General features: G+C 60.7%; 27 protein-coding genes and 1 pseudogene. 16 read left to right on the top strand and 12 right to left on the bottom strand.

Annotated elements, in window-relative coordinates:
• Positions 1-447 precede the first annotated feature (447 nt).
• Positions 448-2280 (top strand): DNA helicase RecQ, encoded by a 1833-nt coding sequence (recQ, locus tag NKI73_RS21405; protein ID WP_352632881.1) that lies wholly within the window; start codon positions 448-450, stop codon positions 2278-2280.
• An 83-nt stretch (positions 2281-2363) separates the two neighbouring features.
• Here the strand turns inward: recQ and NKI73_RS21400 are convergent, their stop codons facing one another.
• Positions 2364-2681 carry a hypothetical protein gene (locus NKI73_RS21400; RefSeq protein WP_352632880.1) on the bottom strand — a complete coding sequence of 106 codons (318 nt, stop codon included), beginning with the start codon at positions 2679-2681 and terminating at the stop codon, positions 2364-2366.
• A 150-nt stretch (positions 2682-2831) separates the two neighbouring features.
• On the opposite strand from NKI73_RS21400, the gene NKI73_RS21395 reads away from it, so the two are divergent.
• Both NKI73_RS21395 and NKI73_RS33680 read left to right on the top strand, forming a co-directional pair.
• A complete protein-coding gene (locus tag NKI73_RS21395; RefSeq protein ID WP_352632879.1) occupies positions 2832-3791 on the top strand; it encodes a complex I NDUFA9 subunit family protein in 960 nt (319 codons plus the stop codon).
• Positions 3792-3874: 83 nt separating this feature from the next.
• A complete protein-coding gene (locus NKI73_RS33680; RefSeq protein WP_502905590.1) occupies positions 3875-4111 on the top strand; it encodes a metallothionein in 237 nt (78 codons plus the stop codon).
• A gap of 1247 nt (positions 4112-5358) precedes the next feature.
• On the opposite strand, the gene NKI73_RS21390 is transcribed toward NKI73_RS33680, so the two are convergent.
• The 8 genes from NKI73_RS21390 to NKI73_RS21355 form a co-directional block, all read right to left on the bottom strand.
• The gene (locus tag NKI73_RS21390; RefSeq protein ID WP_352632878.1) at positions 5359-6051 is read right to left on the bottom strand and encodes an amino acid ABC transporter permease; all 693 of its coding nucleotides are present in this window, start codon (positions 6049-6051) and stop codon (positions 5359-5361) included.
• Between the two features lie 17 nt (positions 6052-6068).
• A complete protein-coding gene (locus tag NKI73_RS21385; protein WP_352632877.1) occupies positions 6069-6785 on the bottom strand; it encodes an amino acid ABC transporter permease in 717 nt (238 codons plus the stop codon).
• 67 nt (positions 6786-6852) lie between these two features.
• Complete coding sequence (locus tag NKI73_RS21380) at positions 6853-7680, bottom strand: transporter substrate-binding domain-containing protein (protein WP_352632876.1); 828 nt, start codon at positions 7678-7680, stop codon at positions 6853-6855.
• 24 nt (positions 7681-7704) lie between these two features.
• Positions 7705-8445: an amino acid ABC transporter ATP-binding protein gene (locus tag NKI73_RS21375; protein ID WP_352632875.1), complete on the bottom strand. Its 741-nt coding sequence runs from the start codon at positions 8443-8445 to the stop codon at positions 7705-7707.
• 58 nt (positions 8446-8503) lie between these two features.
• A complete protein-coding gene (locus tag NKI73_RS21370) occupies positions 8504-9067 on the bottom strand; it encodes a peroxidase-related enzyme (protein WP_352632874.1) in 564 nt (187 codons plus the stop codon).
• Positions 9064-9546: a CMD domain-containing protein gene (locus NKI73_RS21365; protein ID WP_352632873.1), complete on the bottom strand. Its 483-nt coding sequence runs from the start codon at positions 9544-9546 to the stop codon at positions 9064-9066. Before NKI73_RS21365 ends, NKI73_RS21370 begins: the two co-directional genes overlap by 4 nt.
• The gene (locus NKI73_RS21360) at positions 9543-11012 is read right to left on the bottom strand and encodes an NAD(P)-binding domain-containing protein (RefSeq protein WP_352632872.1); all 1470 of its coding nucleotides are present in this window, start codon (positions 11010-11012) and stop codon (positions 9543-9545) included. The genes NKI73_RS21365 and NKI73_RS21360 overlap by 4 nt, the downstream gene beginning before the upstream one ends.
• Positions 11009-11980 carry a LysR family transcriptional regulator gene (locus NKI73_RS21355; protein WP_352632871.1) on the bottom strand — a complete coding sequence of 324 codons (972 nt, stop codon included), beginning with the start codon at positions 11978-11980 and terminating at the stop codon, positions 11009-11011. Before NKI73_RS21355 ends, NKI73_RS21360 begins: the two co-directional genes overlap by 4 nt.
• A 322-nt stretch (positions 11981-12302) precedes the next feature.
• Here NKI73_RS21355 and NKI73_RS21350 point away from each other — a divergent pair, with 322 nt between their 5' ends.
• Positions 12303-13373, top strand: a complete 1071-nt coding sequence (locus NKI73_RS21350) for an NAD/NADP octopine/nopaline dehydrogenase family protein (protein ID WP_352632870.1) — start codon at positions 12303-12305, stop codon at positions 13371-13373.
• A gap of 150 nt (positions 13374-13523) precedes the next feature.
• On the opposite strand, the gene NKI73_RS21345 is transcribed toward NKI73_RS21350, so the two are convergent.
• From NKI73_RS21345 to NKI73_RS21335, 3 genes are all read right to left on the bottom strand, one after another.
• Entirely contained in the window at positions 13524-14312 is a 789-nt protein-coding gene (locus tag NKI73_RS21345; RefSeq protein ID WP_352632869.1) for a hypothetical protein, read from the bottom strand.
• 12 nt (positions 14313-14324) lie between these two features.
• Positions 14325-14981, bottom strand: coding sequence for a HupE/UreJ family protein (locus NKI73_RS21340; protein WP_352632868.1), 657 nt, complete (start codon positions 14979-14981; stop codon positions 14325-14327).
• Positions 14982-15110: 129 nt separating this feature from the next.
• Entirely contained in the window at positions 15111-15494 is a 384-nt protein-coding gene (locus tag NKI73_RS21335; protein ID WP_352632867.1) for a hypothetical protein, read from the bottom strand.
• A gap of 104 nt (positions 15495-15598) precedes the next feature.
• Between NKI73_RS21335 and NKI73_RS21330 the strand changes: the two genes are divergently transcribed.
• From NKI73_RS21330 to NKI73_RS21275, 12 genes and pseudogenes are all read left to right on the top strand, one after another.
• Positions 15599-15880 (top strand): metal-sensing transcriptional repressor, encoded by a 282-nt coding sequence (locus NKI73_RS21330; protein WP_352632866.1) that lies wholly within the window; start codon positions 15599-15601, stop codon positions 15878-15880.
• Between the two features lie 8 nt (positions 15881-15888).
• A complete protein-coding gene (locus NKI73_RS21325; RefSeq protein ID WP_352632934.1) occupies positions 15889-17217 on the top strand; it encodes a cation diffusion facilitator family transporter in 1329 nt (442 codons plus the stop codon).
• Between the two features lie 67 nt (positions 17218-17284).
• Complete coding sequence (locus NKI73_RS21320; protein WP_352632865.1) at positions 17285-18607, top strand: MFS transporter; 1323 nt, start codon at positions 17285-17287, stop codon at positions 18605-18607.
• A 9-nt stretch (positions 18608-18616) separates the two neighbouring features.
• On the top strand, positions 18617-19057 hold the full coding sequence (locus NKI73_RS21315; RefSeq protein WP_352632864.1) for a YqaA family protein: 441 nt from the start codon (positions 18617-18619) through the stop codon (positions 19055-19057).
• Between the two features lie 160 nt (positions 19058-19217).
• Positions 19218-20780, top strand: coding sequence for an ABC transporter substrate-binding protein (locus NKI73_RS21310; RefSeq protein ID WP_352632863.1), 1563 nt, complete (start codon positions 19218-19220; stop codon positions 20778-20780).
• 28 nt (positions 20781-20808) lie between these two features.
• The gene (locus tag NKI73_RS21305) at positions 20809-21750 is read left to right on the top strand and encodes an ABC transporter permease (protein WP_352632862.1); all 942 of its coding nucleotides are present in this window, start codon (positions 20809-20811) and stop codon (positions 21748-21750) included.
• A 4-nt stretch (positions 21751-21754) separates the two neighbouring features.
• Entirely contained in the window at positions 21755-22666 is a 912-nt protein-coding gene (locus NKI73_RS21300; RefSeq protein ID WP_352632861.1) for an ABC transporter permease, read from the top strand.
• Positions 22663-23676, top strand: coding sequence for an ABC transporter ATP-binding protein (locus NKI73_RS21295; protein WP_352632860.1), 1014 nt, complete (start codon positions 22663-22665; stop codon positions 23674-23676). The genes NKI73_RS21300 and NKI73_RS21295 overlap by 4 nt, the downstream gene beginning before the upstream one ends.
• Positions 23669-24652, top strand: coding sequence for an ABC transporter ATP-binding protein (locus tag NKI73_RS21290; protein WP_352632859.1), 984 nt, complete (start codon positions 23669-23671; stop codon positions 24650-24652). Before NKI73_RS21295 ends, NKI73_RS21290 begins: the two co-directional genes overlap by 8 nt.
• An 804-nt stretch (positions 24653-25456) precedes the next feature.
• Positions 25457-25810: pseudogene (locus tag NKI73_RS21285) on the top strand (ATP-binding cassette domain-containing protein); the annotation flags it as partial.
• A gap of 29 nt (positions 25811-25839) precedes the next feature.
• A complete protein-coding gene (locus tag NKI73_RS21280) occupies positions 25840-25941 on the top strand; it encodes an ATP-binding cassette domain-containing protein (protein ID WP_352632933.1) in 102 nt (33 codons plus the stop codon).
• A 193-nt stretch (positions 25942-26134) separates the two neighbouring features.
• Entirely contained in the window at positions 26135-26401 is a 267-nt protein-coding gene (locus tag NKI73_RS21275) for an oligopeptide/dipeptide ABC transporter ATP-binding protein (RefSeq protein ID WP_352632932.1), read from the top strand.
• Positions 26402-26524: the final 123 nt, after the last annotated feature.

The following is a 26524-nucleotide window of genomic DNA, read 5'->3' as shown; positions in this document are numbered from 1 at the left end:
GGTGGATGGCCGGTGCTGCGTTCGGTCAGGTGATGTGCCGGAGCAGGCTGAAAAGCCGCTCGAACGTCTTGCCGTAGGGCGGGCGCAGCAAGGCCCCGGCGCTCAGCCGCGACTGCAGCGGGCGCTTCAGGCGGTCCTTGCAGACGCCAAAGTCGGGGAAGGCTGCGCCTCGAAGGCGGTGCGCTGCAATTGGAACAGCTCGCCGAGAGCATCCTGTCTGATCTTCAGCATCGCGCCCTCCCTGGCCTGTCGGGCCGAGCTTACATCGTGGTGCGTGGAGGAATCCAGCGGGGTGCAGGTGTCGCGGGGAAGGCGCAGGCTGCGACCACCTGTTCCTGTTGTGGTGCGATGACAGCTGCGATAAGCCAAGGTGCCCATGCAGAGAGTCGTTTTGACCGGTTTCCACATCCTCTTCGGTTCACGAGATTCCAGCCCGGTGTCTGCCTGATGCAGGCATCGGCGACGAGCACCTTGGCCGAGGATCCCAAGCGGCGCGTGCTGAAGGACGTGTTCGGCTTCGATGATTTTCGCCCCGGCCAGGCCGATGTCATGGATGCGCTGCTGGCCGGGCGTCATGTGCTGGCTGTCATGCCGACGGGTGCCGGCAAATCGCTTTGCTACCAGGTTCCGGCGCTGGTGCTGGGCGGGCTCACCATTGTCGTTTCGCCGCTGGTGGCGCTGATGCAGGATCAGGTCGCGGCCTTGCGCCTTGCCGGCGTGGCAGCCGATACGATCAATTCCTCGATCGACCGCGAGGTCAACATCGCCGCATGGCGGCGCGTGGCTTCGGGCCAGACGCGCCTGCTCTATCTCGCGCCGGAGCGGCTGATGACCGAGCGGATGATCGAGGCGCTGGCCAGGCTCGATATTCGCCTGATTGCCGTCGACGAGGCGCATTGCATCTCGCAATGGGGTCCGGCGTTTCGACGCGAGTATGAGGACCTATCGCGGCTGCGTAATATCTTCCCCGGTGTGCCGATCATCGCGCTGACGGCGACGGCGGACGAGAGCACGCGCACCGACATCGAAGCCCGGCTGTTCGCCGAGCGCGTCGAGACCCTGGTGCTGGGCTTCGACCGGCCGAACATCAAGCTTGCCATCGAGGCCAAGCAGGACAGCAAGCGCCAGTTGCTGCGCTTCGTCGAGCGTCATCCCGGCCGCAGCGGCATTGTCTACTGCCTGTCGCGCAAGAAGACGGAGGAGATGGCGGCCTTCCTCGAGAAGAACGGCGTCACCGCGCTCGCCTATCATGCCGGCATGAGCAAGGACGCGCGTGATGCGAATCAAAACGCTTTCATGACCTTGTCCGGCGTCGTCATGGTGGCGACCATCGCCTTCGGCATGGGCATCGACAAGCCTGATGTGGCCTATGTCTTCCACACCGACATGCCGGGCAGTCTCGAGGCCTATTACCAGGAGATCGGCCGCGCCGGCCGCGACGGGCGGGATGCGGAAGCGCATATGCTGTTCGGCCTTGGCGACATCCGCATGCGCCGGCTGTTCATCGACGACGAGGACGCTGCCGTGGAGCACAAAAGGCGCTCGCATCGCCGGCTCGATACGCTGATCGGCTATTGCGAGACGGCGCAGTGCCGCCGCCAGGTGCTGCTTGGTTATTTCGGCGAAGAGGCTCAGCCTTGCGGCAATTGCGACACCTGCCTCGACCAGGCGCCACGCGCCGATGGCGGAGCGGAGGCGCGGATCATCCTGGCGGCCATCGCGCAGAGCGGAGAACGCTTCGGTGCCGGCCATGTCATCGACATTCTGCTTGGCCATGAGACAGAGAAGGTACTGGCCAGGAACCACCAGAGGCTCGCCAGCTTCGGCAGCGGGCTGGCGCACAAGAAGGACTTCTGGCAGTCGCTGATCCGGCAGCTTGCCGCAGGCGGGTTCCTGGAACCCGATCCGAGCGGCCATGGTGGTCTCGCCATCGCCGAAAAAGGCCATGCGCTCGGCCGTGGCGAGATGCCGTTCCACTACCGCGTCGAGGTCCGCACCCGCGCCTTGCGCAAGATGCGAGCGGCCGAGGGTATGAATGCCGAGGGCATCGATGCGTCGCTGTTGGCCGCGCTCAAGGCGCTGCGCCTGCGCCTCGCCAAGGAGCGCCAGGTGCCGGCCTATGTGGTGTTCTCCGATCGCACGCTGATCGACATGGCCGAACGCTGTCCCCGCGACCTCGACGCCTTCGCCGAAGTGAATGGCGTTGGGGCGGCGAAGCTCAAGGAGTTTGGGAAGGTTTTTCTGGGTGCAATCGCGGCGCATCGGGCGACGCCTCTGTAATCCATCCGAGAGCCAAACTCGCCCTACGAACCTGTTAGCGATGGCTTCACCCGCCGAATCGCTGGGCAGGCCGCCGCGAGCACTTAGCCATTGAACTTATCGGCGAACTGTTTGGCGATCCCGTCCGTCAACATGTCAGCGAACTTCAACATGTGAACGTGACCTTCGTCGTAGGATTTGATATCCGCTACCCAATCTTTCTTCAGCCGGCCAACGACCTCACCAGTTGTCAGCTCAAGATGCTTGTGCGGCATTTCCTTCAGGTCTTGTTCGGACCAGTTGGGATTGGCCTTGCTGAGAAACATGGCAATGTCGTCCGCATTGCCCGTCCATTTCTTCTGAGCGGCCGCGAGCTTGTTCTTGCTCCCCGATTTGACCGGTTTGACCGCCTCCGTTGACATCAGCCGTCCCTCGACAGATCCTCGCCGACTGGAACAAAAGGGTTCCTCTGTTGTTCTACAACCGTCCTGATGTTCGATGGGCTGGTACGCCGGCCAAGGGCAATCCTCGCGGCCCGCGCTCGGCAGGCATGCGAAGACAAGGGATGGCAAATGGATCCCGCCGATCTCAACGTGGAACGGATCGTCACCGTATTCGGCGGAACAGGCTTTCTCGGGCGTAGAATCGTGAAGCGACTCCTGGAAAGGGGGTTCACGGTCCGCGCCGCATCCCGCCATCCGGCTCGCGTGGTTCCAGTCTTTTCCTCGATTACAAGGATGCCCGAAGCAGTCGAGGCGGATATATTGAATGCGTCCTCGATCGGCTCGGCCATTGCTGGATCAGAGGCGATCGTGAATGCTGTCAGTCTTTATGTCGAGCAGGGCGTCCAGACTTTCGAACGCGTGCATGTGGAGGCCGCGGCTAAACTCGCCGCCGCGTCGCGCGATGGCAAGGTCGACCAGTTCGTCCAGATTTCAGGGATCGGCTCCGATCCTCAATCGGATTCGAATTATATTAGGGCACGTGGGCGCGGAGAAATTGCTGTGCAGGGCGCATTTCCCGGTGCTTTCATTGTGCGTCCCGCCGTCATGACAGGACCTGACGACGCTTTCCTCACAACCATTGTGAGGCTGATACGCCTCCTGCCGGTCTATCCGCTGTTCGGCGATGGCGGCACTCGGCTTCAACCGGTCTACGTGGAAGACGTCGCAGAAGCAGTGAGCCGGCTGATCGACGGGCGAAGCCACAAGGGTTCGCCCGCATTCGAATTCGGTGGCCCGCGCATCTACACCTACAAGGAACTGCTTCGGGAGATCGCCCGGCAGCTCGATACTCACATCAGGCTGATGCCGGTGCCGTTTGCGGCGTGGAACGCCTTGGCTGGCGTCGCGGAGCTCCTTCCGGCCGCACCCATAACGCGTAACCAGGTCGATCTTATGCGTCACGACAATGTGGCAGCAATCGACGCGCCGGGCCTGAAGGAACTCGACATCGGGCCGTGGGACATCAACGAGGTGATCCGCTTGATCGAACAGCGCCGTGACGCAGGCTCGCGCACATCTCCCGCTTAGGAAGCCCCAATGATCCTGGCGGGAACCTATCGCCGCGCGACAAGTTGGTCGAGCTTGAAGCCAATGAAAGAAGGAAAAGAACTATGGCCAGATGCGATCAATGCGGGAATGACTACGATAAGGCTTTCAAAGTGACGATTGCAGAGGAAATCTACACGTTCGACAGCTTCGAATGCGCGATTCAGAAACTTGCTCCGACGTGTCCGCATTGCAGATGTCGGATCATCGGACATGGCGTCGAACAAGATGACATCATCTACTGCTGCGCACATTGCGCTTCGGAGGAAGGTGCGAGCGCGCTGACCGATCGCGCACCTTGATGGTACTCTGTGCAGGAGGCAATCGCAATCACACTCAGCTTTGGGTAGTGGGTCAGTTTGAAATTATGAAGCCGTAATAAACGCCGGACAAACCGCCCGCCGTCGCGTCGGCGGCTATCTCCCAGGCAGTCATGGAACGCACAGCTGGCTTTCAGCGTCCCAATTTCGCCTGCCAGGGTCATCCCAGCATCGAACGTCCAACATCACAAAGGCGACGCCGAACAGAACAGCAAGGACGGTGCCAGACACGCTGCCCCATATAAGCGCGCTGATGATCTGCGTTTTGGTCATAGCCGTTCCTCTCGGATGATTATGCCCGCGAAAAAAAGTTCACCTTGTGCAGAATATGGGTTCGAGTCCGCGACCCTTGGCGGAGAGGGAGGGACTCTAACCCGCATTCGGGCAAAACACCGGATTCCCACCCGTCTCCAGGCGGCTGGCCCTTCCAGCGATACAATCAGCGATGCATAGCACGATACATGGCTCCTGGGAGCCCGGTTTCTCACAGCAAGCGATCGCCGCCATTCGGTGCTGCTGTCTAACGTTGCCCGCGCGACACGACGTACAGGCGGCCGGGCAACGCTCGACGAGTTCGAGGGATGGTTGAGCGTGTGAGTGATCAGCACTTGCGTCGATCGCGCTGCTGTGATGTGCGCGGCGTCAAACGTCTCGATGGCGAGACACGCCGCCTCGTCTTCTTGGACGGAGTCGCAAAACGTGATGTGCTAACACGATGGTGAGAGGCAATGTTTGCCTACTCATGAGCCATTGCGAAAGCCAAGCTCATTGGGATCGACAGGAAGATCGCCGAACTGATCGAATTGCGCGGGCTGATTCATCACCTGGTCGAGCACTGCCACGGCGGCGAGGGGCCGGATTGCCTGATCATCGACGAGTTGGCAGGACAGGACAAGGCATGGCCCAGTGAGGCGAACAACCCCGCCCCAGCGGTGCTGTCGCTTGTTGCGCCTCCGGCACGTCCGGCTGCCGACGTTGGCTACGAAGCCACAGAGGGCGACACGAGCGGTTTCGAAGGCCGCGGCGAACGTCTGTGCGAGCATGCACATAGTAGCGTCGTCGGGCGGGATGGTGATAGCGGGGGACCGCTGTCTATGGAATCGCGTCAAATCACCAGTACATGCATCGGCTATTTGAGGTTCGCCTCAAGCTTTTCATGCCCAAAAGAATTGTCTCCCATGTGCGGCGGGATATCCGAAGCTTGGCGATCCTGTTCCACATACTTGCCCTCACGTCCGCACCCTCAGCGCCTGCTCCAGCCTGTCGGCAATCTGGGTGACGATATAGGCAATCACCATGTAGATCACGACGGCAATCACGAAGGCTTCGAGGTAGTAGTAGTTCAGCGCGGCGGTCAGCTGGGACTGGGCGAAGATATCGACAACCTCGATGGCGAATCCGAGAGAAAGCGCCTTCATGATGACCATCATCGAGGTAGTAAGATCGGGAATTGCCGTGAGGACCACCTGGGGAAATAGAATCCGCCGGAACAGCTGGCCATTTGTATAGCCCAGCGAATGGGCTGCGTCCGACTGACCGGTGTCGAATGCATTCAGGGCTCCCTTGATAATCTCCGATTGGAACGCAGCGACACAGCCGGTAATCGCAACTACAAGGATGACCCAATTGGGGGTTTCGTGGGCGTTGAAGTTGATCCCCAGCAATGAGAACAGGAACTGGAATGCGGGCGGCAGACCGAAATAGGCGAGGAAAATCACGATGACCATCGGAACGCCCTTGAAGACGATCTTGTAAGTCATGATGAGCTCTCGCAGCACCGGTACCCGTCTGTATTCGATAAGCGCGAATATGCTGCCGACTATCGTCGACAGGACGAAAATCATGAGCGCCATTCCAATTGTCACGGGTACGGCACTCAGAATTTCCTGCGTGTCCTGAAGCAAAATATCGGTATCAAACATGGTTGAATACCCTTACGTCAGACGCTCGCGAGGAGCTGGTTCTTGATCGGAGTTGTTGTCGTGGCCTCAGGCGCTTGCATCGGTGATCGAAGCTCGAAGAAGCGCACGATGAGCCATGCGACCAGGCACATCAGCGAATAGATGACCGCCAGGACGAGGTAGGTTTCGAATTGGAACTGGTTGTAATCGCGCTCCATGATCAGATGTGCAGTCGCCATGACGTCGGCTGCCCCGATGTACATGACCAGCGCAACGTTATGGATCAGGTAGATGATGGAGTTCCCATAGCCCGGCAATGCGAAGTGCACCGCTTGCGGGCCGACGACGCGAGTAATTTTCTGTCGGAACGTATATCCAAGGCTGTCGGCCGCATCGTGCTGGCCGCGATCGACGGCCAGGTATGCGGGCCGCATGACTTCCGACAGATAGCCGCCGTGGTAGAGGCTCAACCCCACCATGGCAGCCATCGTCGCTGAAATAAAATCTTTGGCGCCGAACAGGATCACCAACAGCGGAAGCCCATAAAACGCGACGAACAACTGCAGTACGACAGGAACACTCCGGGCATAGGACACGTAGAGGTCCACCAGGGGACTGATGACTGGCACTCTGCGGACCCGGAGGGTTGTCGCGATGAGAGCCAGGCAGAACCCGGAAATGAGGGCTGTAAACGTGATGGCGAGCGTCAGCGGCAGTGCCGAGAGCAACTCGGGAATCATAGCAGATACATCCACTTTGAAACGCTCCTTCTTGCAATTCAGCCTTGCCGCTGACTAGCGAATATGGTCGTCGACGGCCGTGCTATTTCATGTACTGGACGATGCCCTCGCCGAACCACTTCTGCGAGAGCTTTTCGATCGTGCCGTCGTCTTTCAATTCCTTGAGAACCTTGTTCACATCGTCGGCCAGACCCTTGTTCTCGTCAGATCGGTGGATCAGCATGTAGGTGTTGTTGCTGAACACTGGTTCGGATGCCACGATATCGAGTTTCTTTTGCTCGATGACGGTCTGCTCACCGAGATTCGACGGCAGGACGAGAGCGTCGAACTTGCCGTTCTGAACTTCGTCCAGCCGGTTCGGGTAGGGGATACCGGCACTCGATGCCGTGACTTCGAGCTTGTATTGCGGGTTTTCTTTCTGCCAATTCATGATGAACTTGTAGGTTCCACCGCCGGCCGTGGTCGGAACGATCCTCTTGCCGACCAGGTCTTTCATTTCCTTAATGCCGCTGTCTTTCTTGCTGTAGATCTTCATCAGGCTGGCGCCCATGGGATTTTCCGGAATGAGGAACTGCTTGGAGCGCTCGGGCGACTTGTAGTAGCCACCGACCGCGATGTCGTACTTGCCCGTGGCGAGGCCGGTTTCCTGGGCAATGTCGGAGACGCCTTCCATTTCGAACTTGTATTGCGGCAGCTTTGCGTTGATCGCCCTCAGGAGATCGGGCTCATAGCCTTGCGGCTCGACGCCGATCGCGCCCCATGCCAGCGGCTTGGATTCGGCAGACGTGGCGATCTTGATCGTCCGAACGGTCTGGCCATGGCTGATCCCCGCTGTTGCAAGGGCAATTGCGATGCCGCCAGCGATGGCCAGGGCATAGCGGCGAGAAAAACTGGATGTGATTGCAGACATTTCTTAGGTTCCCTTCTTGTTGGATTATTGAAAAGCGAGTTCTGACTGCAGAAATTGAGCAAGTCGTGGGCTGGACGGTGCGTCGAAGATGTCAGCCGGGCTGCCATCGGCGGCGACCACGCCACGATCCATGAAGACGATCCGGTTGGAGATGTTCTTTGCGAATTGCATCTCGTGGGTCACAAGCAGCGAAGTGATCCCTGACGAGGTGACGTCTTTGATCACCTTCAGAACTTCACCGACCAGTTCAGGATCAAGCGATGATGTCGGTTCGTCGAAGAGGATCACATCTGGTCGAACCGCCAGCGCTCGTGCGATTCCAGTCCGCTGGAGCTGTCCGCCTGACAGTTGGGACGGATAGCTGTCCCGCTTGTCGGAAAGGCCAACTCGTTCAAGCTCACTAAGCGCGATTTCACGCGCCTCGTCCGTGGATTTACGCTGCACGACGACCAGCGGATCCATGACGTTCTGGAGGACGGTCATGTTCTTGAAGACGTTGAATTGCTGAAAGACCATCGCTGTCCGGAGGCGGATCGCCTGAACAGCCGCCTTGTCGGGGCGCTGGTAATCCATTCGAATCTGATCGAACGCGATGGTTCCAGATGCCGGCTTAACCAGGTAGTTGATGCATTTCAGCAGGGTGGTCTTGCCGGTGCCGCTGGGGCCGATGATTGACACAACGTCGCCTCGCTTTACCGAGAGATTGACGCCGTTTAGGACCTGCGTGCTTCCGTAGGACAGCTTTATATCTTTGAGTTCAAGCATTTCTGGTTGGTGCCCTTCAGAGTGTGGGACGGAGTGCCTTTGACCGCATGCGACATCATCACCCGCTCTCCGCATGGCCGAGAACGTGCATCAGCCGGTTTGCCCAGCCGAAGATCGATATGGCGTGGATCAGGTCGATGATCTCGCGGTCATCTATGCCGACTGATCGAAGCGCGGCGATATCGTCTGCCGTCGCTTCCGACGGTGCCGCCGACAGGCGGCGGGCAAAGCTGTAGATAGCCGCATCGCGTGGGCCGAGCGCCTCAGGTTTGTCGAGATACAGCGCGGTGACCACTTCGTCGCTCTTGGTCAGCTCTGCATGCCTGCGGGCGTGAACGACGGCACAGAATTTGCAGCCATTGACGATCGAGGCACCCAATGCACCGAGTTCGCGGTCAGGACGGGCAAGCCCGCCTTCGACGTACATGATTGCGTTGAACAGAACCGTGCGGGCAAGATAGCTCTCTGGGTCATGCGCAAGGGTGCGCACATATTCCGAAACTTTCTTGGCCGATGGCGTGACCTTCATCGCTTCAAGCTGTTCCGGCGTGGCCTCGGATAGCTCGACCGGCACGATGTACGGATGCCAATTCAATGGCTTCAGACGCACCGAGGAAATCATGTCGACCTCATCAGGCGCAAGCCGGTCGCCACCCGTGTCTGGAAGTTGACAAAAGCGATCAGCTCGGAGAGCGCGACGATCTGAGGATTGTTCAATCCAGCCTTCTCCAGGAGAGCGATATGGCTCGCTTCCGCCTTTTTCGGCGTCAGGGTGACCAGGTCAACGTGACGAACGATGGTCGCCAGGGGTTCATTCAAATCCGTTTCCCCCTGGGCCAAGGCCAGAAGCTGCTCAGTCGGACCAAGCTGAGCCAATTGCACATCATATTCGGCCACCAAGACCGGATCGGCGTTCAGGGCCGCCATGCGACGGGCAAGAGCAATACGCAAATTCGGCGCCAGCCCCTGATCAGTTGCCGGGTGCAGCACCGAGAGGCGACATTCTTCTGCCCCTCGCACGAATTCGGGCCGAAATCGCCGTGCGGCGAAAAGGGGATCATCTGGTGAAAGGCCGGCAGCCTTGTCCATCGCGTCGATCACAACGCGGCCTCCTTCTGCAGCAAGGGTGTTGAATCGACCCACTCGTCGCCCAGAAGTTCGGGCGTGTCGTAGGCGATCAGATTGGTGAAGTGGGCTTCGACATCCTCGGCAAAAAGTGAAGATGCGATGCCGCGCACAAGACGGTCGGCACCGGCGCTGACGGCCGGGATGTCGCCGGAGACCTTGCCGTGCGTCAGCATGGCCGCGTCGTTGAAGCAGTGGATATGTGCCAGCATCGGGCAGGAACCGGGAATGCGTTCACGAAACTCGAAGGCGGGACCGAGATCCGGCGCATCCGACATGCCTGCACGAGCCGGCCCCATATCCGGCGTATATCGGCCATCCGACCAGATGCGGATATGTGGGGCGATCGCCGCGAATTCCGGGCGGCCATTGAAGTCATTTGAGAAGCCGGTTGCCGCGATCAGGAAATCGTAGCGCATCGGCCCTTGTGTGGTTTCGATCAGCAGGCCTCCCGGATCTTCCCTTACCGCAACGATGCCGCAGTCGAGAAAGAACCGAGCATTCGCGTGGCGAGACACGCGAAGCGTCGATGAACGCGGCGGCGGCGTCTGGGTGGAGGCGGTGTAGTCGAAGAACTTCCACTTCCAGGCATCGGGCAATTCATGCATGCCGAGTACAACACCCGGGCTGCCGATGCCGGTCAGCTTGTTGATGCGCGGCATCTCCTTGCGCCGGATCAACATGTCGACAGAGCCGGCGCCCGCCTCAAGTGCGGTCGCAGCATTGTCCATGGAAGAGGCACCGGCGCCAATAACTGCCACACGCTTGCCTTTCAGCGCATCGAAATCGATGTCGTCGGCAGAATGGGCCCAATAGGCGCGATCGATTCCGTTGAGGAAATCGGGTACGGCAAAACCGCCCAGACCGGAGCGACCGGTGGCCAGAACGAGATGACGGCTGAGCACCCGGCCGGATTCCGCGCCCTCGATATCGATCGCAATCAGATCACCAACCGGTGCGACGGCGGTCATGCGCACGCTGTTGCGCACTGGCAGAGCAAGAACCTTGCGGTACCAGACCAGGTAATCCATCCACTGGCCCTTGGGGATTTTGTCCAGCGACCGCCAGGCCTCAACGCCCCATTGCGCCGTGAACCAGGCGCGGAACGTCAATTGCGGAAGGCCGAGCGACGGACCGTGCAGGGTCTTCGGCGACCGGAGCGTTTGCATGCGGGCAAACGTTACCCACGGCCCTTCGAGCCCTGCCGGAGCCGCGTCATAGGCGACGACATTGGTTATCCCGGTCAGCACCAGCTTTGCCGTGGCAGCAAGTCCGCACATGCCGGCGCCGATCACCACGACATCACGGACCGGCACGCCATCGTGCGAACGCGCGGGAACCCATGGCTTGGCGGGCAGTTCGAGAAAGTCGAGATCTTGCGCGAGCTGTGCTTCGAGCGCAGCAAGACCTGTCGGCGTTGGCGCGGCGGGGGTATGCTTCATATTCCTGTTCCGTGATTTGTGCCGGATGCAGGATCGCTCACCAATTGGCCAGCGAGGGTCGGATCTAGTTTCTTGAAGCCGACGATCGACCGTTCAGCCACCGCCTCGACCGCATCCATCAACGCCTGCGCGACTGGACGAAGGGGGCGTTTCTCGGCAGCCACAACGCCCCAATAGAAAAGAACGGTCACGTCGATCGGGCGGATGACGACATCAGGCAGGGCGACGCCATAAGCGGTGAGGGGATCTATGACCGCCGCCGCACCAGTCTGGCGCACGATCTGTAACGCGCCGTATGCGGTATTGGTCCGGATCACTGGGCCGGTGTCGATGCCCCTGGCCGCCAGTGCCTTGGAGACATGCAACTGGAAACGCAGGGGGTTGAGCAGTGTGGCGACGCGGCGACCGGCAAAGGCGGAAAGCGGTATGACGTCGAGTTCAGCCAGCGGATCGTCTTTCCGCACGGCCGCAACATCAGGCGCCGAATAGAGCCTCAGGACATCCAGGCCGGGCGTGTCGAGCGGCAAGCTTGAAAACCCGATCTCGGCACGACCGCTGCGCACTTCCTGGGCAACGATCGACGGAAGAAACTGCCCGAGATGCGTCTCGTGCGGAAGTTCGACACCGTTGAGCTCGGCCATGGCCGTCGGGATCAAGCCGGTTCCGATTGCCGAGGTGGTGACAATCTGCAGGATCCGCCCTCTGCCGGCGGCAATCATCTTGGCCCGCGCGGCAAGCTCGGTGAAGGACATCAGCAAGCGCCGCGCCTCCTCCTCGAAAGCCACGCCCTCTTCCGACAACTGCACGCGTCGACCGACACGGTGCAGCAATTCGAAGCCGAGTTCCGCCTCGAGGTCCTGGATGGTGCGGGTCACCGAAGGCTGGGAGCGCCCGAGCACGTCAGCCGCCTTGGTGATGCTACCGCTGGCAGCAACAGCAAGGAATGCCTGGAGGTCTCGAGTTTCCATTTACGCCTACATGCGTTTTATGTATGAGTACGATCGTCTCATGCAGATTTGATATATGTCAAGGCGGAAATGAAATATGGCCGGAGAGGCGTGGGTGATTCGCCGTACGATCGGAATGATACGCAAGCCCACAGAGCGTCGTCGGCCGTCTCGGCCATGTGGCCCGAACGCGTTCCAGCTGAACCCCATGGATGACGATTTTCATGGGTAGCCAGGCTCAAGGAAGCCACAGGCTTCGATCGAGTTGTGCCTGCCTGCCGGCCGTGCATGCAATGGCGTTCGCCGCGCTGCGATCCATAACGAATGAAACAGGAGAACTCCTATGCGGGTGAGTATTCTGGGGGCCGGCGCAATTGCTTACGGCCTTGCTGCCTGCCTGGCGGAGGCGGGGCACGATCCAATGCTTTGGTCGCCGTCGGGAGAGCGCACCAAGGCACTGGCCACCGGCGAATCGCTAACGGCCACGGGCGCTATCGAGGCAACGGTGTCGGTGCGTATCGCCAAGGATTGTAAAGAGGCTGTTGCCACTGCAGACGTTGTGATGATCGCGCTGCCGGCTAATGGGCACAAGAAAGTGATGGATGCTGCCGCTCCTTATCTGAGGGAGGGAATGCCGGTAATCATCAGCTCTCACAGTTCCTTCGGAGCGCTGTATCTCTCCAGGCAATTGGCGGAACTCAAGGTTCGCCTGCCGATCGTCGTCTGGGGCACAACGTTGGTGACCGGCCGTCAGTCTGGACCAACAGAAGTCCACGTTGCCAGTGTTCGCCAGAAGGTCGATGTTGCGACGCTCCCGTTCGACGCGATGGACCAAGGGTTCCGACTTTGCACGACCCTGTTCGGCGATCGTTTCGTCAAGCGCGACGGCATGCTTGCTATCGCGCTCAGCAACCTCAATCCGCAGAACCATCTCGGGATCGCCCTTCTTAATCTCACACGCATGGAGAAGGGAGAGCAGTGGAGCCAGGCCGGAAATGTCACGCCGGCTGTCGGCCGCGTTATCGAGGCTCTGGACGCGGAACGATTGGCGATCGCCGCCCGTTTTGGAATTGCCGTGCGCACAGTTGAAGAGCATTTTTCATTGTCGTTTCACGTCCCTATGGGTACCGTTTCGGAAATGAACCAGGAGATGGATCGCCAAGGCCGCGGCGGCTTGGGCCCGTCAACTATCGAAAGCCGCTATGTTCTGGAGGACGTTCCTTTCGGGCTGCTGCCGACGGTACTCTTGGGGAAGATCAGCGGAAACCCAGCGATCCTCCATGAGGCTGGAATTTCGATATTCTCTGCAGCCTATGGTCGCGATCTTAAGGCAGACAATGATATCCTTCCTGCGCTCGGCATCGAAGGAATAGGAAAAGTGGATCTGGAGAACCTTTGCCGTAAGGGTTTTTAGCGACTCTTCACACGTGAGCAGGCAATCGGCTGTCAGCGACACTTCCCGAGGCGCGTCAATCAAACCGCCCTCATCTCTGATCAATCCGCTGCAAGTTGTTGCGGAAGCCGACGGATCGGCTTCCGTTCTTATATCGGGGGCGCGCAGGGGCTAGATCACGCGCTTGATGTCGATGTAGTTCCCTTCTGTCGTGATCGTCAGCGTTACTTCTCTGTCACCGCGATTCCGCCAGAACCAACCGTGATTTCCGTCGAAGGCGGCTTCAATGGCACCTTCGTCAGCGGGAACGCTGCGACCTTTTTCGTAGCTGACGGACTGACCGCCGCCATCGCCGTGCGTCTCGAAGTTCACCACGCCACCGTCAGCTGTCCAGGAAAAGTTTGCCTTGGCGCCCTGCCGCATCACGAGCTTGACTTCGGCACCTTGGCCTGGCGCCAACGTGAAGGATAGCTCGTCTTGCCTTCCATCTGGGCGGATCGGGGCTTCCGAGGTTGCTTCGGCGACAGGCGCTGCAGCAATGGCCGGAGCCTCGGCAGGAGCAATCTCTCCAACCGTCACATTATCTTGGGCAACGGCCTCCCCAGTTGGGGATGGCTGCGACGCGGGCTGTTCGGCGGTAAGGGCAACGAGGAGGTTTTCAATTCGGTCCATGCGCGCCATCAACTCGGCCGGAGGCACCATTTGCGTCATCCGCTCGGCCGAAGCCTTCGCGCTGGCCATTTCGTCCTCTGCCGCCTCGGCTGCCAACTGTGTCTTGATTTCACCCATATTGGTGAGGCCGAGCAATCTGCCTGCTCCGGTCGGGTCGATCGCATACTCGGACGGCATGACGACCGTGACGAGCAAGGCAAGCGCCGTCAGCGCGGCAATGAAGGTGGAGCGCTTCAGCTGCGCTGACGTCGGCAAATCGGTGCGGCTGGGAAGGTCGGTGTTGTACATGATTTCGATTCCTTATGCTGCGACAAACAGGCCGGTGAGCTGATATCCGATCAGCAGGAAACCGGCCGTCATCATGATGACGTTTGCGGTATAGGCGTGGCGCCAGAAGCCGCGTGTCCGGCGCCAGTAGCCCATGACGATCAGGATAGCGCCAAGGGCCATGAGTTGGCCGACCTCGACACCGACATTGAAGGCCAGCAGATTGGGCACAAGGCCGTCAGGAGAGATGTTGTATTCGATGATCTTCGTCGACAGGCCGAAACCGTGGAAGAATCCGAAAACCAGCGTCGCGACCTTGGTGTTCGGCTGGAAGCCGAGCCATCTCTGGAAAGCGCCCATATTGTCGAGCGCCTTGTAGACCACGGACAGGCCGATGATGGCGTCGATGATGTAGCTGTTGATGCCGACGTTGAAATAGACGCCGAGCAGCATCGTCGTCGAATGACCGAGCGCAAACAGGCTGACATAGATGCCGATATGCTTCATCCGATAGAGGAAGAAGATCACGCCGAAAAGGAACAGGATGTGGTCGTATCCGGTCACCATGTGCTTGGCGCCGAGATAGATGAAGGGCAGCACGTTGATGCCCGAGATTTCCTGGATATAGCCCTTGTCGCCCTCGGCCACGGCGTGGGCGAAGGCAGCCCCGCCCAGGAGCGGCAGGGTCATGAGAGCGATAAGCAGGGGCAGGGTGGGTCGCCAACGCGCGCGGCGCGAGCGTGACCGACCCCGGTCGAAGGGTCCTTGCATAAGATTTCCAATCTTCGTCGTTGAGGGTAGCCGCGTGAGCGGCCGCGATCATGCGGCGAGGAACGGTCTCGGCGGTCGCTCGAGCCGGAATGTCGTGCCCGGATCGACGAAAGTCGGCGGATAGTTCAGCCAGCCCCGTTCGAGCTGTGGAACGGTCGGTGCGAAGTCGGCGGGCGTACTCGCTGTCTCGTGCGAGTGGTCTGCCGCATTGTGCCCGTGAAAATGGTCAGAGCTCTGCTCGCCGGAAACGCCATCATCATATGCGTGGCCATGATCTTCGATCTGCGCGGCGGCTCCGCCTTGACGTTCAACCGCGGTGGCAATCGCGATCGGATCGTGTGAGGTCGAATAGCCGAAAGGACGGAGCATGCCGAAAATCATCGCTAAAGCGATGACCAGGCAAAAAACCGTGCTGTGGATCCGATTCGGCATGAACGGCGATTATTCTCTAAAACCTTAACGAATGGTTTTTGCTAGATTAGAATCGAGGCCTCTTTGAGGCTTGCCTATCCCCTCCAGGAGGATAGTATCAAGCTATGAGCGACCAGCCCCACATCCACGAAACGCATCCCGATATCGTCAAGCGCTTGAAACGGGCCGATGGACATCTCAAGGGCGTCATCGAAATGATCGAGGCGGGCCGGTCCTGCCTCGACCTCGCCCAGCAGCTTCATGCTGTCGAGAAGGCCATTTCGCAGGCCAAGAAGACCCTGATCCAGGATCATCTCAACCATTGCCTTGAAGACGTCGTCGGGCCGCTGGCGCGCGAGCAGCGCCGCTCGATCGACGAGTTCAAAGATATCACCAAGTACCTGTGAGAAGCGTCATTATGGACAAAGTTCGCGACTGGTTTGGGTTTGGCCCAATGACGCATGGCATGGGCAGCCACGGGCATGATCACGGTGATGGTGGCCATGGCCACACACACGGTGTCATAGATCCGGCGATCGCCACGACGACGCGCGGCATCTGGGCGATCAAATGGTCATTCGTCGTTCTGGCCATCACGGCAGCGCTCCAGCTTGTGGTTGTGTTCCTCTCCGGCAGCGTGGCGCTGCTGGCCGATACGATCCACAATGTCGGCGACGCGGCCACTGCCATTCCGCTGTGGATCGCGTTCGTGCTGGCCCGCCGCAAACCGAGCAAGACGTTCACCTACGGGCTGGGCCGGGTCGAGGATCTGGCTGGGATCGTCATCGTTCTCATCATCCTCTTCAGTGCCATCGTCGCCGGCTATGAGGCGATCGATCGCCTGATCAATCCGAAGCCCATCACATTTCTTGGCTGGGTCGCCATCGCCGGCCTGATCGGTTTCATCGGCAACGAAGCCGTCGCCGTGTTCCGTATCCGCGTCGGCCGCGAGATCAACAGCGCGGCGCTGATCGCGGACGGCTACCATGCCCGCACCGATGGCTTTACCAGCCTGGCGGTTGTCCTGGGCGCCATTGGCGTATGGCTGGGCTTTCCGCTTGCCGATCCGATCGTCGGACTGTTGATCACGCTGGCGATCTTCGCCATCGTCTGGCAGTCGTCGAAAGCCGTGTTGACCCGCATGCTCGACGGAGTCGAGCCCGCCATCGTCGATGAAATCCATCATGCCGCCGAGCACGTATCCGGCATCGAGCATGTCCATAGCGTGCAGGCACGCTGGATCGGACATCGCCTGCATGCCGATGTCGCCATCAGTGTTCCGGAGATGGCGACGGCCAAGGACGTGCTGGGCGTAACCGAAGCCCTCAAGGAGGAGCTGTTCGCCCACTTGCCGGCGTTGGCGGAAGCCAATGTCCGCCTGATGAGCTCGGCCGGGCCGGCCGCGGAAATCTCTCATGCTCACCATCATGCGCCAGAGCCCTTCAAGGTAGTCTGCGATCTGGCTGAAGGGACATTGGAAATCGTCGATACACCGGCCGGCGAGCGGATGCGGCTGACTATCGATCGTCACGCCGATGACTTGGCGGCGACGGTGATTATCGATCGACCCGAAGGGCCAGAGACGCTTCGCCTCGATCCCGTTGCAGACAACCATCATCGGCTTGAAAGCACCGTCGCCCCTGCTGAGCCGCATGAGTTCCAGGCGAGGTTGATCCTGGCCGCGAATGGTCGCGAGCAGGTGCTGCCATTCAAGATGGTCGAGCCGGAAGGCCACCACCACTGAGACAGGCGGGCTGTCGCGCTACATTCCTGGCTCGACGAACCCCCAATCCGCTGCAAGAAGGCAAAATATGCTTCAGGTCCTGGCCAATCGCACTTACCGTCATCTCTTCCTGGCCCAGGTCATCGCCCTGATCGGCACTGGCCTTGCCACCGTGGCGCTCGGGCTGCTGGCCTATGATCTTGCCGGCGCCGATGCCGGCGCGGTGCTCGGCACGGCGCTCGCCATCAAGATGATCGCCTATGTCGGCGTGGCGCCTGTCGCCGCTGCGTTCGCAGAGCGCCTGCCACGCCGCACCATGCTGGTTTCGCTCGACCTCATCCGGGCTGCAGTCGCGGTGTTCCTGCCCTTTGTCACCGAAGTCTGGCAGGTATATCTTCTCATCTTCGTCCTGCAGTCGGCGTCGGCAGGCTTCACTCCGGCCTTCCAGGCCTCTATTCCTGACGTGCTGCCCGAGGAGAAGGACTACACGCGAGCCCTGTCGCTGTCGCGACTGGCCTACGACTTGGAAAGCGTCGTCAGTCCCATGCTGGCCGCGGCGCTGCTTTCCGTCATCAGCTTCCATAGCCTGTTCGCCGGTACGGTTATCGGCTTTCTCGCCTCGGCGGCGCTGGTGGTGTCGGTGGTCCTGCCGAGCCCTAAACCGTCGCAGCCGCGCGGCGTTTACGATCGTACCACGCGCGGATTGCGCATCTATCTGGCGACGCCGCGATTGCGCGGGCTGCTGGCCCTTAACGTTGCCGTCGCGGCGGCAAGCGCGATGGTGATCGTCAACACGGTCGTCCTGGTTCAGGCACAGTTCGGCCTTTCGCAAAGTGACACGGCGCTGGCGCTCGCAGCGTTCGGCGGCGGATCGATGATTGCAGCTCTTGCCCTGCCGCGGCTGCTGGAGAACGTCCCGGACCGGGTTGCGATGCTCTCGGGCGCCGCGATCCTGGTCGTGGGCGTGCTGGTGGGACCTCTCGCCGGCAGCTACTATCTGCTGCTGGCGCTCTGGTTCGTGCTCGGGCTCGGCTATTCGCTGGCGCAGACGCCTTCGGGCCGATTGATCAGGCGTTCCGCCGATGCCGTCGACCGGCCCGCTCTGTTTGCTGCCCAATTCGCGCTTTCGCATGCCTGCTGGTTGATCACGTATCCCATTGCCGGCCGCGTCGGTGCGGCGATGGGATTGCCTTTCACATTCATTCTGCTCGGCGTCATAGGCGCCGCTGCTCTGCTTGCCGCGATCTGGCTTTGGCCGAAACATGATCCCGACGTGCTTGTGCATACGCATGTCGATCTGCCTGAGGACGACCGGCACATCGGCGACGCAGCATGGTCGGAAGCGGGGTATGAGCATTCGCATGGCTACGTCGTCGATGATCGGCACCCGAAATGGCCCAAGACAAGCTGAGAACTCAACATGCTTGGCGAGCTCGCCATCTATGGCGGTCTATTTCTGACCGCGTTCGCGGCGGCGACCATCCTGCCGATGCAATCGGAAGCAGCCCTTGCGGGACTGCTTCTGACAGAAAGCTATGCCCCGACTCCGCTCATCGCCTCCGCAAGCGCCGGCAATGTGCTCGGCTCGATCGTGAACTGGTGGCTCGGCCGGGGCGTCGATCGCTTTCGCGACCGCAAATGGTTCCCGGTGAAGCCCTCCGCGCTGACGCGCGCGACGCGATGGTATCAGCGCTATGGACGATGGTCGCTGCTGTTGAGCTGGTTGCCATTCGTTGGCGATCCGCTGACGGTTGTGGCGGGAGCGCTGCGAGAGCCATTCTGGAGCTTCCTTGCGATCGTCACGATCGCGAAGGTCGGCCGCTACCTCGCGCTGGCGGCGATGACGCTGAGCTGGATTTAGCCCTTGTCGAGACCCGCGCCGGCATGGCGACATTACGCGAGAGGGCGCATTTCCTTTGCCAAACGCAGCGCTGCGCGCCAACTTGGATTTGCGCCGCATATGTCTATACAAATGGGAATGCATGTGTATAATCACACCAATCAAAAAATGGGGAACTGACATGATCACTCTCGACCGCCGCAATTTCCTTGTTTCCACCGCTGGCCTTGCCTTCGCCGCCGCGCTGCCACGCGCCGCCTTTTCCGAAACCAACGACACGCTGAAGATTGCCATCGCCGCAGAGACCGGCGATCTCGATTTGCTGCAGAACGTTTCGACGCTGAGCACCTACACCATCGTCTTCGATGCGCTGATCCATTATGGCCAGAATGGCGCGCTGGAGCCGGGACTTGCCACCAAATGGACCATTGCCGACGATCAGCTTTCGATAGCCTTCGATCTGCGTGAAGGCGTGACCTTCAGCGACGGCACGCCCTTCGATTCCACCGCGGCCGAATGGAACCTCAAGCGCTGGATGGGGGTGAGCGACTTCTCCTGGATCGGCATCTCCGACGCGTTCGACAGCATCGTCACGGACGGACCGAACAAGCTGACGGTCAAGCTGAAGCGGCCGGTGCCGGCGGCACTCCTCGAACTCACAATCGTGCGGCCTGTCCGTTTCCTGTCGCCCAAGGCAGTCGACAAGGATGGCAAACAGACTGCGCCGATCGGGACCGGTCCGTGGATCGTCGAAAAATACGATTCGAGCGGCACCAGCCTCGTTCGCAACGACAAATACTGGGGTGAGAAGCCGCTCTTCAGCCGCATGGAATTGAAGGTGGTTCCCGATGAACTCGCCCGCGCCAACGGCCTGCGTTCAGGCGACCTCGATGTCATCGGTGGCGACTGGGTCGCGACGCTGTCGCCGCGCCGCGCTCGCGCGCTCGAAAGCGACGGCATGAAGGTCGTGGCCGAGCCGGGCACGGCGACGATGCTGCTCGGCTATTCGCCGAAGTCGAAGATCATTGCCGACAAGGCCGTCCGCGACGCCGTCTATGCATCGGTCGACCGGGCGGCGATCGCCAAGGTGCTGTTCGAGGGCTTTGCCGACCCGGCCGCCGATCTGTTCCCGGCGAACGTGCCTTCGTCGGGCAAGCGGCATGACGTGCCGGTGCGCGACGTGGCGGCGGCCAAGAAGATCCTCGCCGATGGCGGCTGGGTCGACAGCGGTGGCGCCTGGACCAAGGCTGGCTCTCCGCTGGCCATCGACTTTCTGGTTTCCGAAGAATCCCTGCCAGGGTCGCGGCGCATCGCCGAAATGATCCAGGGTCAGTTGTCCGAGGTCGGTTTCCAGGTCCAGGTGTCCTCGGTGGACAATGCCACCATGCATGAACGGCGTCCGGCCTTCGACTACGACCTGGCCTTCTTCACCACCTATGGAGCGCCCTACGATCCGCACGGCACGCTCGGCAACGCCTTCGTCTCGACCGCCGACAGCGGCCCTGACGGCAAGATCTACGTCTCCGACGCGCTCGACGGCGTCGTCAAGGCTGCGCTCGAGGCGAGCGGCGCCGAACGCGACCTGAAGATGCAGGCCCTCTACGACTGGCTCCACGACAACACCGCCATCTGTCCTCTCGTCGTCAGCCAGCGACTGTGGGCCCACAATCCGCGCGCGGAGAATTTCTCGCTCCCGGCGACCGACTATGATCTGCCGTTCAAGGCGATTACGCTGAAGGCCTGAAGACTTCGAGCCTAAGCGAGGCCTGACGATGAAACGCACGATCCTGCGACGGATGCTGCTTGCCTGCCTTTTGATCCTGGCGGCATCCGCGCTGACATTCGCCCTGGTTGCGGCGGCTCCGGGCAATGTTGCGGCACTGATTGCCGAGCGTGCGGCAGGCCCTGGCGCGAGCGCCGAAATGATCACCAAGATCGGCAACGAGCTTGGCCTTCACGACCCGCTGCCGATCCGCTATGGACGCTGGCTGGCCAGCGCGCTGGCCGGCGATTTCGGCATATCGCTGCGAACGGGAAAGCCGATTTCTCGGGAGTTTGCCGCCCGCATCCCGATGACGGCGGCTCTGCTTGCCGGCGGCGGCGTTCTCGCCTTCATTTTCTCGATCACGCTTGGCATTGCCGGGGCCGTCAGCAATGGCGGCTTCATGGACAGATTTCTGCACGCATTTTCGCTGATCGGCGCATCGACCCCCAACTTCTTCGTGGCGGCGCTGCTGGTGATCGTGTTTTCGGTCATGCTCGGCTGGGTGCCCACCTTCGGCACGAGCGGCTTCACCTCATGGCTTTTGCCATGGGTGACGATCGCGCTGTTCCCAGCCTCCGTTCTCAGCCGTGTCGTTCGGGTCAACCTCCAGGAAGCGATGTCGCGGCCGTTTGCGACCACTGGCTTCGCAAAAGGCTATACCAGAACGCAGGTGCTATTGCGCGAGGCGCTACCCAACATCGCCATTCCGTTCCTGACGACATTCGGGGCGCAATTCACGCTGATGATCATCGGATCGATCGTCGTCGAGACGGTGTTTGCATTGCGCGGCGTCGGTGCCTTTTTCATCGAGGCGATACGCTTCCGCGACTTCATCGGCATGCAGTCGGTGCTGCTGCTGTTTGTCGTCTTCTTCGTCATGGTCAATTTCATCGTCGACATGATCTGCATTGTTGCGGATCCGCGAATGCGCCGGGCGCGGGGAGCATGAGACGATGAACTTTTCCGCAATCAGAGATATCAAGGACTGGCCGTGGCTGGTGCTGCTCCCCGTCATCGGCTTTGTGCTGGTCGGCATCTTCGCTCCGATAATCATGCCTTACGATCCAAGCGCGCAGGACTATTCGGCGACACTGGAGGGCGTGAGCTGGAGCCACTGGCTCGGCACCGACTATCTCGGCCGTGACGTTTTGAGCCGCATCGTCGGTGGCGCGCGCATTTCCCTGGTGGCCATGGTCATCGTGCTCGTCGCCGCACTGGCGATCGGCGTGACGATCGGCTCCTTTGCTGGCTACGTCGGGGGACGTGTCGAGCTTGTCCTGATCAGCCTCATCGATATTGCGCTGGCGCTTCCGAGCCTGGTGATCGCGCTGGCGCTGATCGGCATTCTGGGCACCGGCTATTGGTCGATGATCACGGCGCTCACCTTGGCGTGGTGGGCGAACTATGCCCGCATGAGCCGCGCCGTCGTCACGGCCGAGCTGCAGCAGCCTTATATCGAGGCGGCCAGGGTCATGGGCGCTGGCCATCTCTGGATCTTTGTCCGCCATATCCTGCCGCATGTACTTGCACTGGTCGTCGTCTATGCAAGCGCCGACGCCGGCGCTCTTGTGCTGGCTATCGCTACACTCAGCTTTCTTGGACTTGGCGTCGCGCCGCCAACGCCGGAGTGGGGCCAGATGCTCGTCGACGGCATGAGCTACATCGAGGAGGTTCCACGCCTTGTCGTGCTGCCCGGCCTCGCACTGACACTTGTCGTCGTCAGCTTCAATCTGCTTGGCGAAGCCTTCGCGCTGCAAAAGGTGCCACGGCCAGTTCGCGGCAGAACGCTGCGTAAAAGAAAGCTGGCGCGCGCCCGTGAAGAGACGGAACGCAACGCCGTCGAAACCGGAACGACTTCACCATGAGTGACAATCAGCCGCTCTATGCGATCGAAAATTTGGTCATCGATCTCTACGCCACGACCGTCTCGGTGCGGGCGGTGGACGGGGTGTCGTTCAACGTCCGTCCTGGAGAAACGGTCGCGGTCGTCGGCGAAAGCGGTTCGGGAAAGACCGTCATGACGCTCGGGCCGCTCGGTCTGCTGCCCGAGGGCGTGACGGTGGATATGAAGGGGTCGGCGCAAGCCGACGGAAGCGAGCTGCTCGCCATGGATTCCAGACAATTGTCGGATCTGCGCGGACGCTATTTCGGCGTGATTTTCCAGGATCCGATGAGCGCGCTGAACCCGATGCTGAAAATCGGCCCGCAGTTGGCCCGGCAGGCGCGCCGTTTCGCGGGCCTGTCGCGCGAGGCTGCGCGCAAGCAAGCGGTTTCGCTTCTAGCACGCTCCGGCATTCCGGACCCTGAGGATCGCTACAACCGCTATCCGCACGAAATGTCGGGCGGCATGCTGCAGCGCGCGATGATCGCGCTGGCGCTTGCGGCCCGGCCGCGCGTGCTGATTGCCGACGAGCCGACAACGGCGCTGGACGCCACCGTCCAGGCACAGATTCTGGAGCTCATTCGCCAGATCCAGCGCGAGGACGGCATCGCGGTCGTGCTGATCACGCACGACATCGGCGTGGTTGCTTCCGTCGCAGACCGCGTCATCGTGCTATACGCGGGGCAAGTGGCAGAGGAGGGGACGGCGATGGATGTGCTGACCCAGCCGGTCCATCCCTATACGCGCGGGCTGCTCGCATCGGTGCCGGATTTTCGTGCCGACGAACGTGCGGCGACCCGCGAGATACCGGGCCTGCCGCCAAACCAGATCAGGCTGGAACCGGGTTGTCGGTTTGCCGAGCGCTGCGAACTGGTCGAAGCCGGTTGCCGGCAACACCGGCCGCCGCTGCAGACGATATCTGTGTCCACAAGCCCGCACCGCGTGGCTTGCCCCGTCGTTCTGAAACGAGAGGGAATCGCTGCCCATGTCTGATGCTGCGGCGATCGAGGTCACGGGATTGAAGGTGCATTTCGCCAACCGTTCGGGCACCGGCGCGGTGCGGGCGGTCGATGGCATAGACCTGACGGTCGCGCGCGGCGCGTTCCACGGCATCGTCGGCGAGTCCGGCTGCGGCAAGACTACGCTGGCGCGCACCATCGTCGGTTTGCAGAAGGAGAGCGAAGGCACCGTCCTGATTGGGGGAAGGGATCGCGCCGAATGGCAGAAATCAGACAGGAAGTCGTTCAGCCGCGAAGTCCAGTTCGTCTTCCAGGATCCGTTGGGGTCGATGAGCCGCCGCCAGAGCGTCTATCAGACACTCGAGGAGCCGTTGCAGATCCACCGGCTCGGCTCGTCAGCCGAGCGACGCCGCCGTATCGCCGAGCTTCTGGACCTGGTTGCGCTGCCTGCGACGGTGCTCGACCGTTTACCAAGGTCGCTCTCCGGCGGCCAGCGCCAGCGCGTTTCGATTGCGCGCGCACTCGCCCTCAAACCATTCATACTGGTATGCGACGAACCCCTCAGCGCGCTCGACGTTTCGATCCGGGCGCAAATCGTCAACCTGTTTACGTCGCTGCAGAAGCAGCTTGGTCTGACCATTGTCATTGTCGCGCACGATCTGGCTATCGTGCGCGAGGTCTGCTCGGACGTGACGGTGATGTATCTCGGCCGCATCGCGGAGGCCGGCGCGACTCGGCCGCTGTTTCGTGAGCCGGCCCATCCTTACAGTCAGGCGCTGCTGTCGGCTGTTCCTTCTCCCGATCCTCGCATCGAAGCCGGGCGCCGCCGGATCATCCTCGCCGGCGATCCGCCAAGTCCGAGCGCGCCACCTCCGGGGTGCCGGTTCAACACGCGCTGTCCGGTGGCGATCGATGTCTGCCGGGTCGAGGAACCGATGCTGCGATCCGTGCCGCATGGCGGCGTTGCCTCTTGTCACCTGGCTGATAGCGGCCGCCGCCCGGTCATTTGAAGAAGCTGACCTATCGAGCCATGAAGGGTCCAAAAGGTCCAATCTCAACATTAAAGCGACTGCCGACTCGGTACAAACAGCAGCAATGGCGGTTTCAGGCGTAGCAACATTACGGGCCAATCGCGGGCTGACCATCCGAGCCCTGCTGGATCTGCCACACGTTCGGCCAGTTCGAGCCCTTTTTGGCCTCCAGCTATTCTCCATCTGAACGCGGACGCCAGCCTGGACACCCAGTATGGGCCTCAAACGATTTTGTTACCGCGATTGAAGCCGGAACGTCGTCTAAGTCGGGATTTTTCAACAAAAAGACGCGGTAAATGTCCGGCAAATCGCGCATGCTAACCGCTGGCAGTTCGCAATGGGTCTCCGTGGCGTAGAGTTGGGACCAAACCGCTGCCAGGAATCCGACGCAAAACTCAGCGGATGGGTCATTGCACTTCGAGGCCACCACGTCCGCGCGATAGATTAGACCGTCCGTGTGAGCCTTGGCCGGACTCGCGGCAACCAATGCCGACAATCCCAAAGCCACAATAACTGGTGCGCGCATATCCCACCTCCAGTCTGACACAGCATATGCAGGACAGCGGTTCGCATGCAAGCTTCACCAGGCGGAAAGTTTTCCCGCAAATACCTCCTGAGCAGGCAACGCCGGCAGTCATCCGGGTTCGAGTTTGTTAGGACAGCGCCACGGCTCGGTGAACGGGCTGCAACGTTGGGCTTAAGGCCGGGCACCTGACGAATTTATCGAGGTAAAGTACTTCGCGCGAGGCAGATCTCCGGAGCACGCACACGTCCACTTGACCAGTGTGCTTCACCAGCTTTCCAACCGCCAAGCGCGGCCAGACGATCAAAGCGGTAAACGACGTCTCAATCCACCTCAATCAAGGCGAGATCGTCGGCTTGGTGGGGGAGTCTGGCTGCGGCAAGTCCACGCTCGGTCGTTCGATCGTCGGCTTGGAAAAACCCCAATCCGGACCTGTCGTTTTTGATGGCGTCGACCTCGGCTCCTTGAGTGGTCGCCGTCTGCGGGAAGCGCGTCGGGCAGTTCAGTACGGGTTCCAGGACCCCTATGCGTCCCTGAATGATCGCCAGACTTTGGGCGAAGCCATTAACGAAGCCCTCATCATTGCAGGCTTGCGTTCGCAGACGGAACGCGAGGCGAGGATCACTGAACTCCCCAGGTCGGTCTGGCGACAACGGTCCGGGGCAGATTCACCCGTGAGCTCTCAGGCGGCCAGAGGCAACGCATCGCGATAGCGCGCTCGCTGGCTGTAGAGCCGCGGGCTTAGATCTGCGACGAACCGGTCAGCGCGCTAGACTTGTCGATACGGGCGCAGGTCATGAACCTATTCCTCGACCTCAGAGGGAAGCTCGGCGTGTCCTGCCTCTTCATCGCGCTTGTCCGGCAGGCAGCGAGCCACGTCTACGTGATGTACCTCGGCAAGGTGGTGGAAAGCGGTAGCTCGGAAGAGGTCTACCGGAATCCGATATCCTTATACCCAACTACTTCTCGCGTCTGTCCCCGATGCTGATCCTGCCACCGAACGTCGGCGCAACCCTCCGTTGATCACGGGCGAAATCCCAAGTCCGACGAATCCGCCCTCCGGCTGTTTCTTCAGGACGCGGTGTCCCCTTTCAGTGGAAGCTTGTGCGGAGGCTGAGCCCGTGTCGCAAGAAGTAAGCTCAATGTACAAGGCGGCGTGCTGGTTCGCCGGAGACCTCTTCGCGAAACGCGTCTCGGCTGCATGATCAAAAGATGCAAGCCATCGCTTTCTGAATGCGCCTAAGTGTGAGCTTTCAGAGGGTTGTCCATTCGGACCGGACCGAGGAGACTGGAGTTACCAAGCTGCAGCACTCACCGGAGGGTCCGAA

It is taken from the genome of Mesorhizobium sp. M0496, from assembly GCF_040321205.1.
Taxonomy (GTDB): domain Bacteria; phylum Pseudomonadota; class Alphaproteobacteria; order Rhizobiales; family Rhizobiaceae; genus Mesorhizobium.
This window is presented reverse-complemented; position numbering and strand designations above follow the sequence as displayed.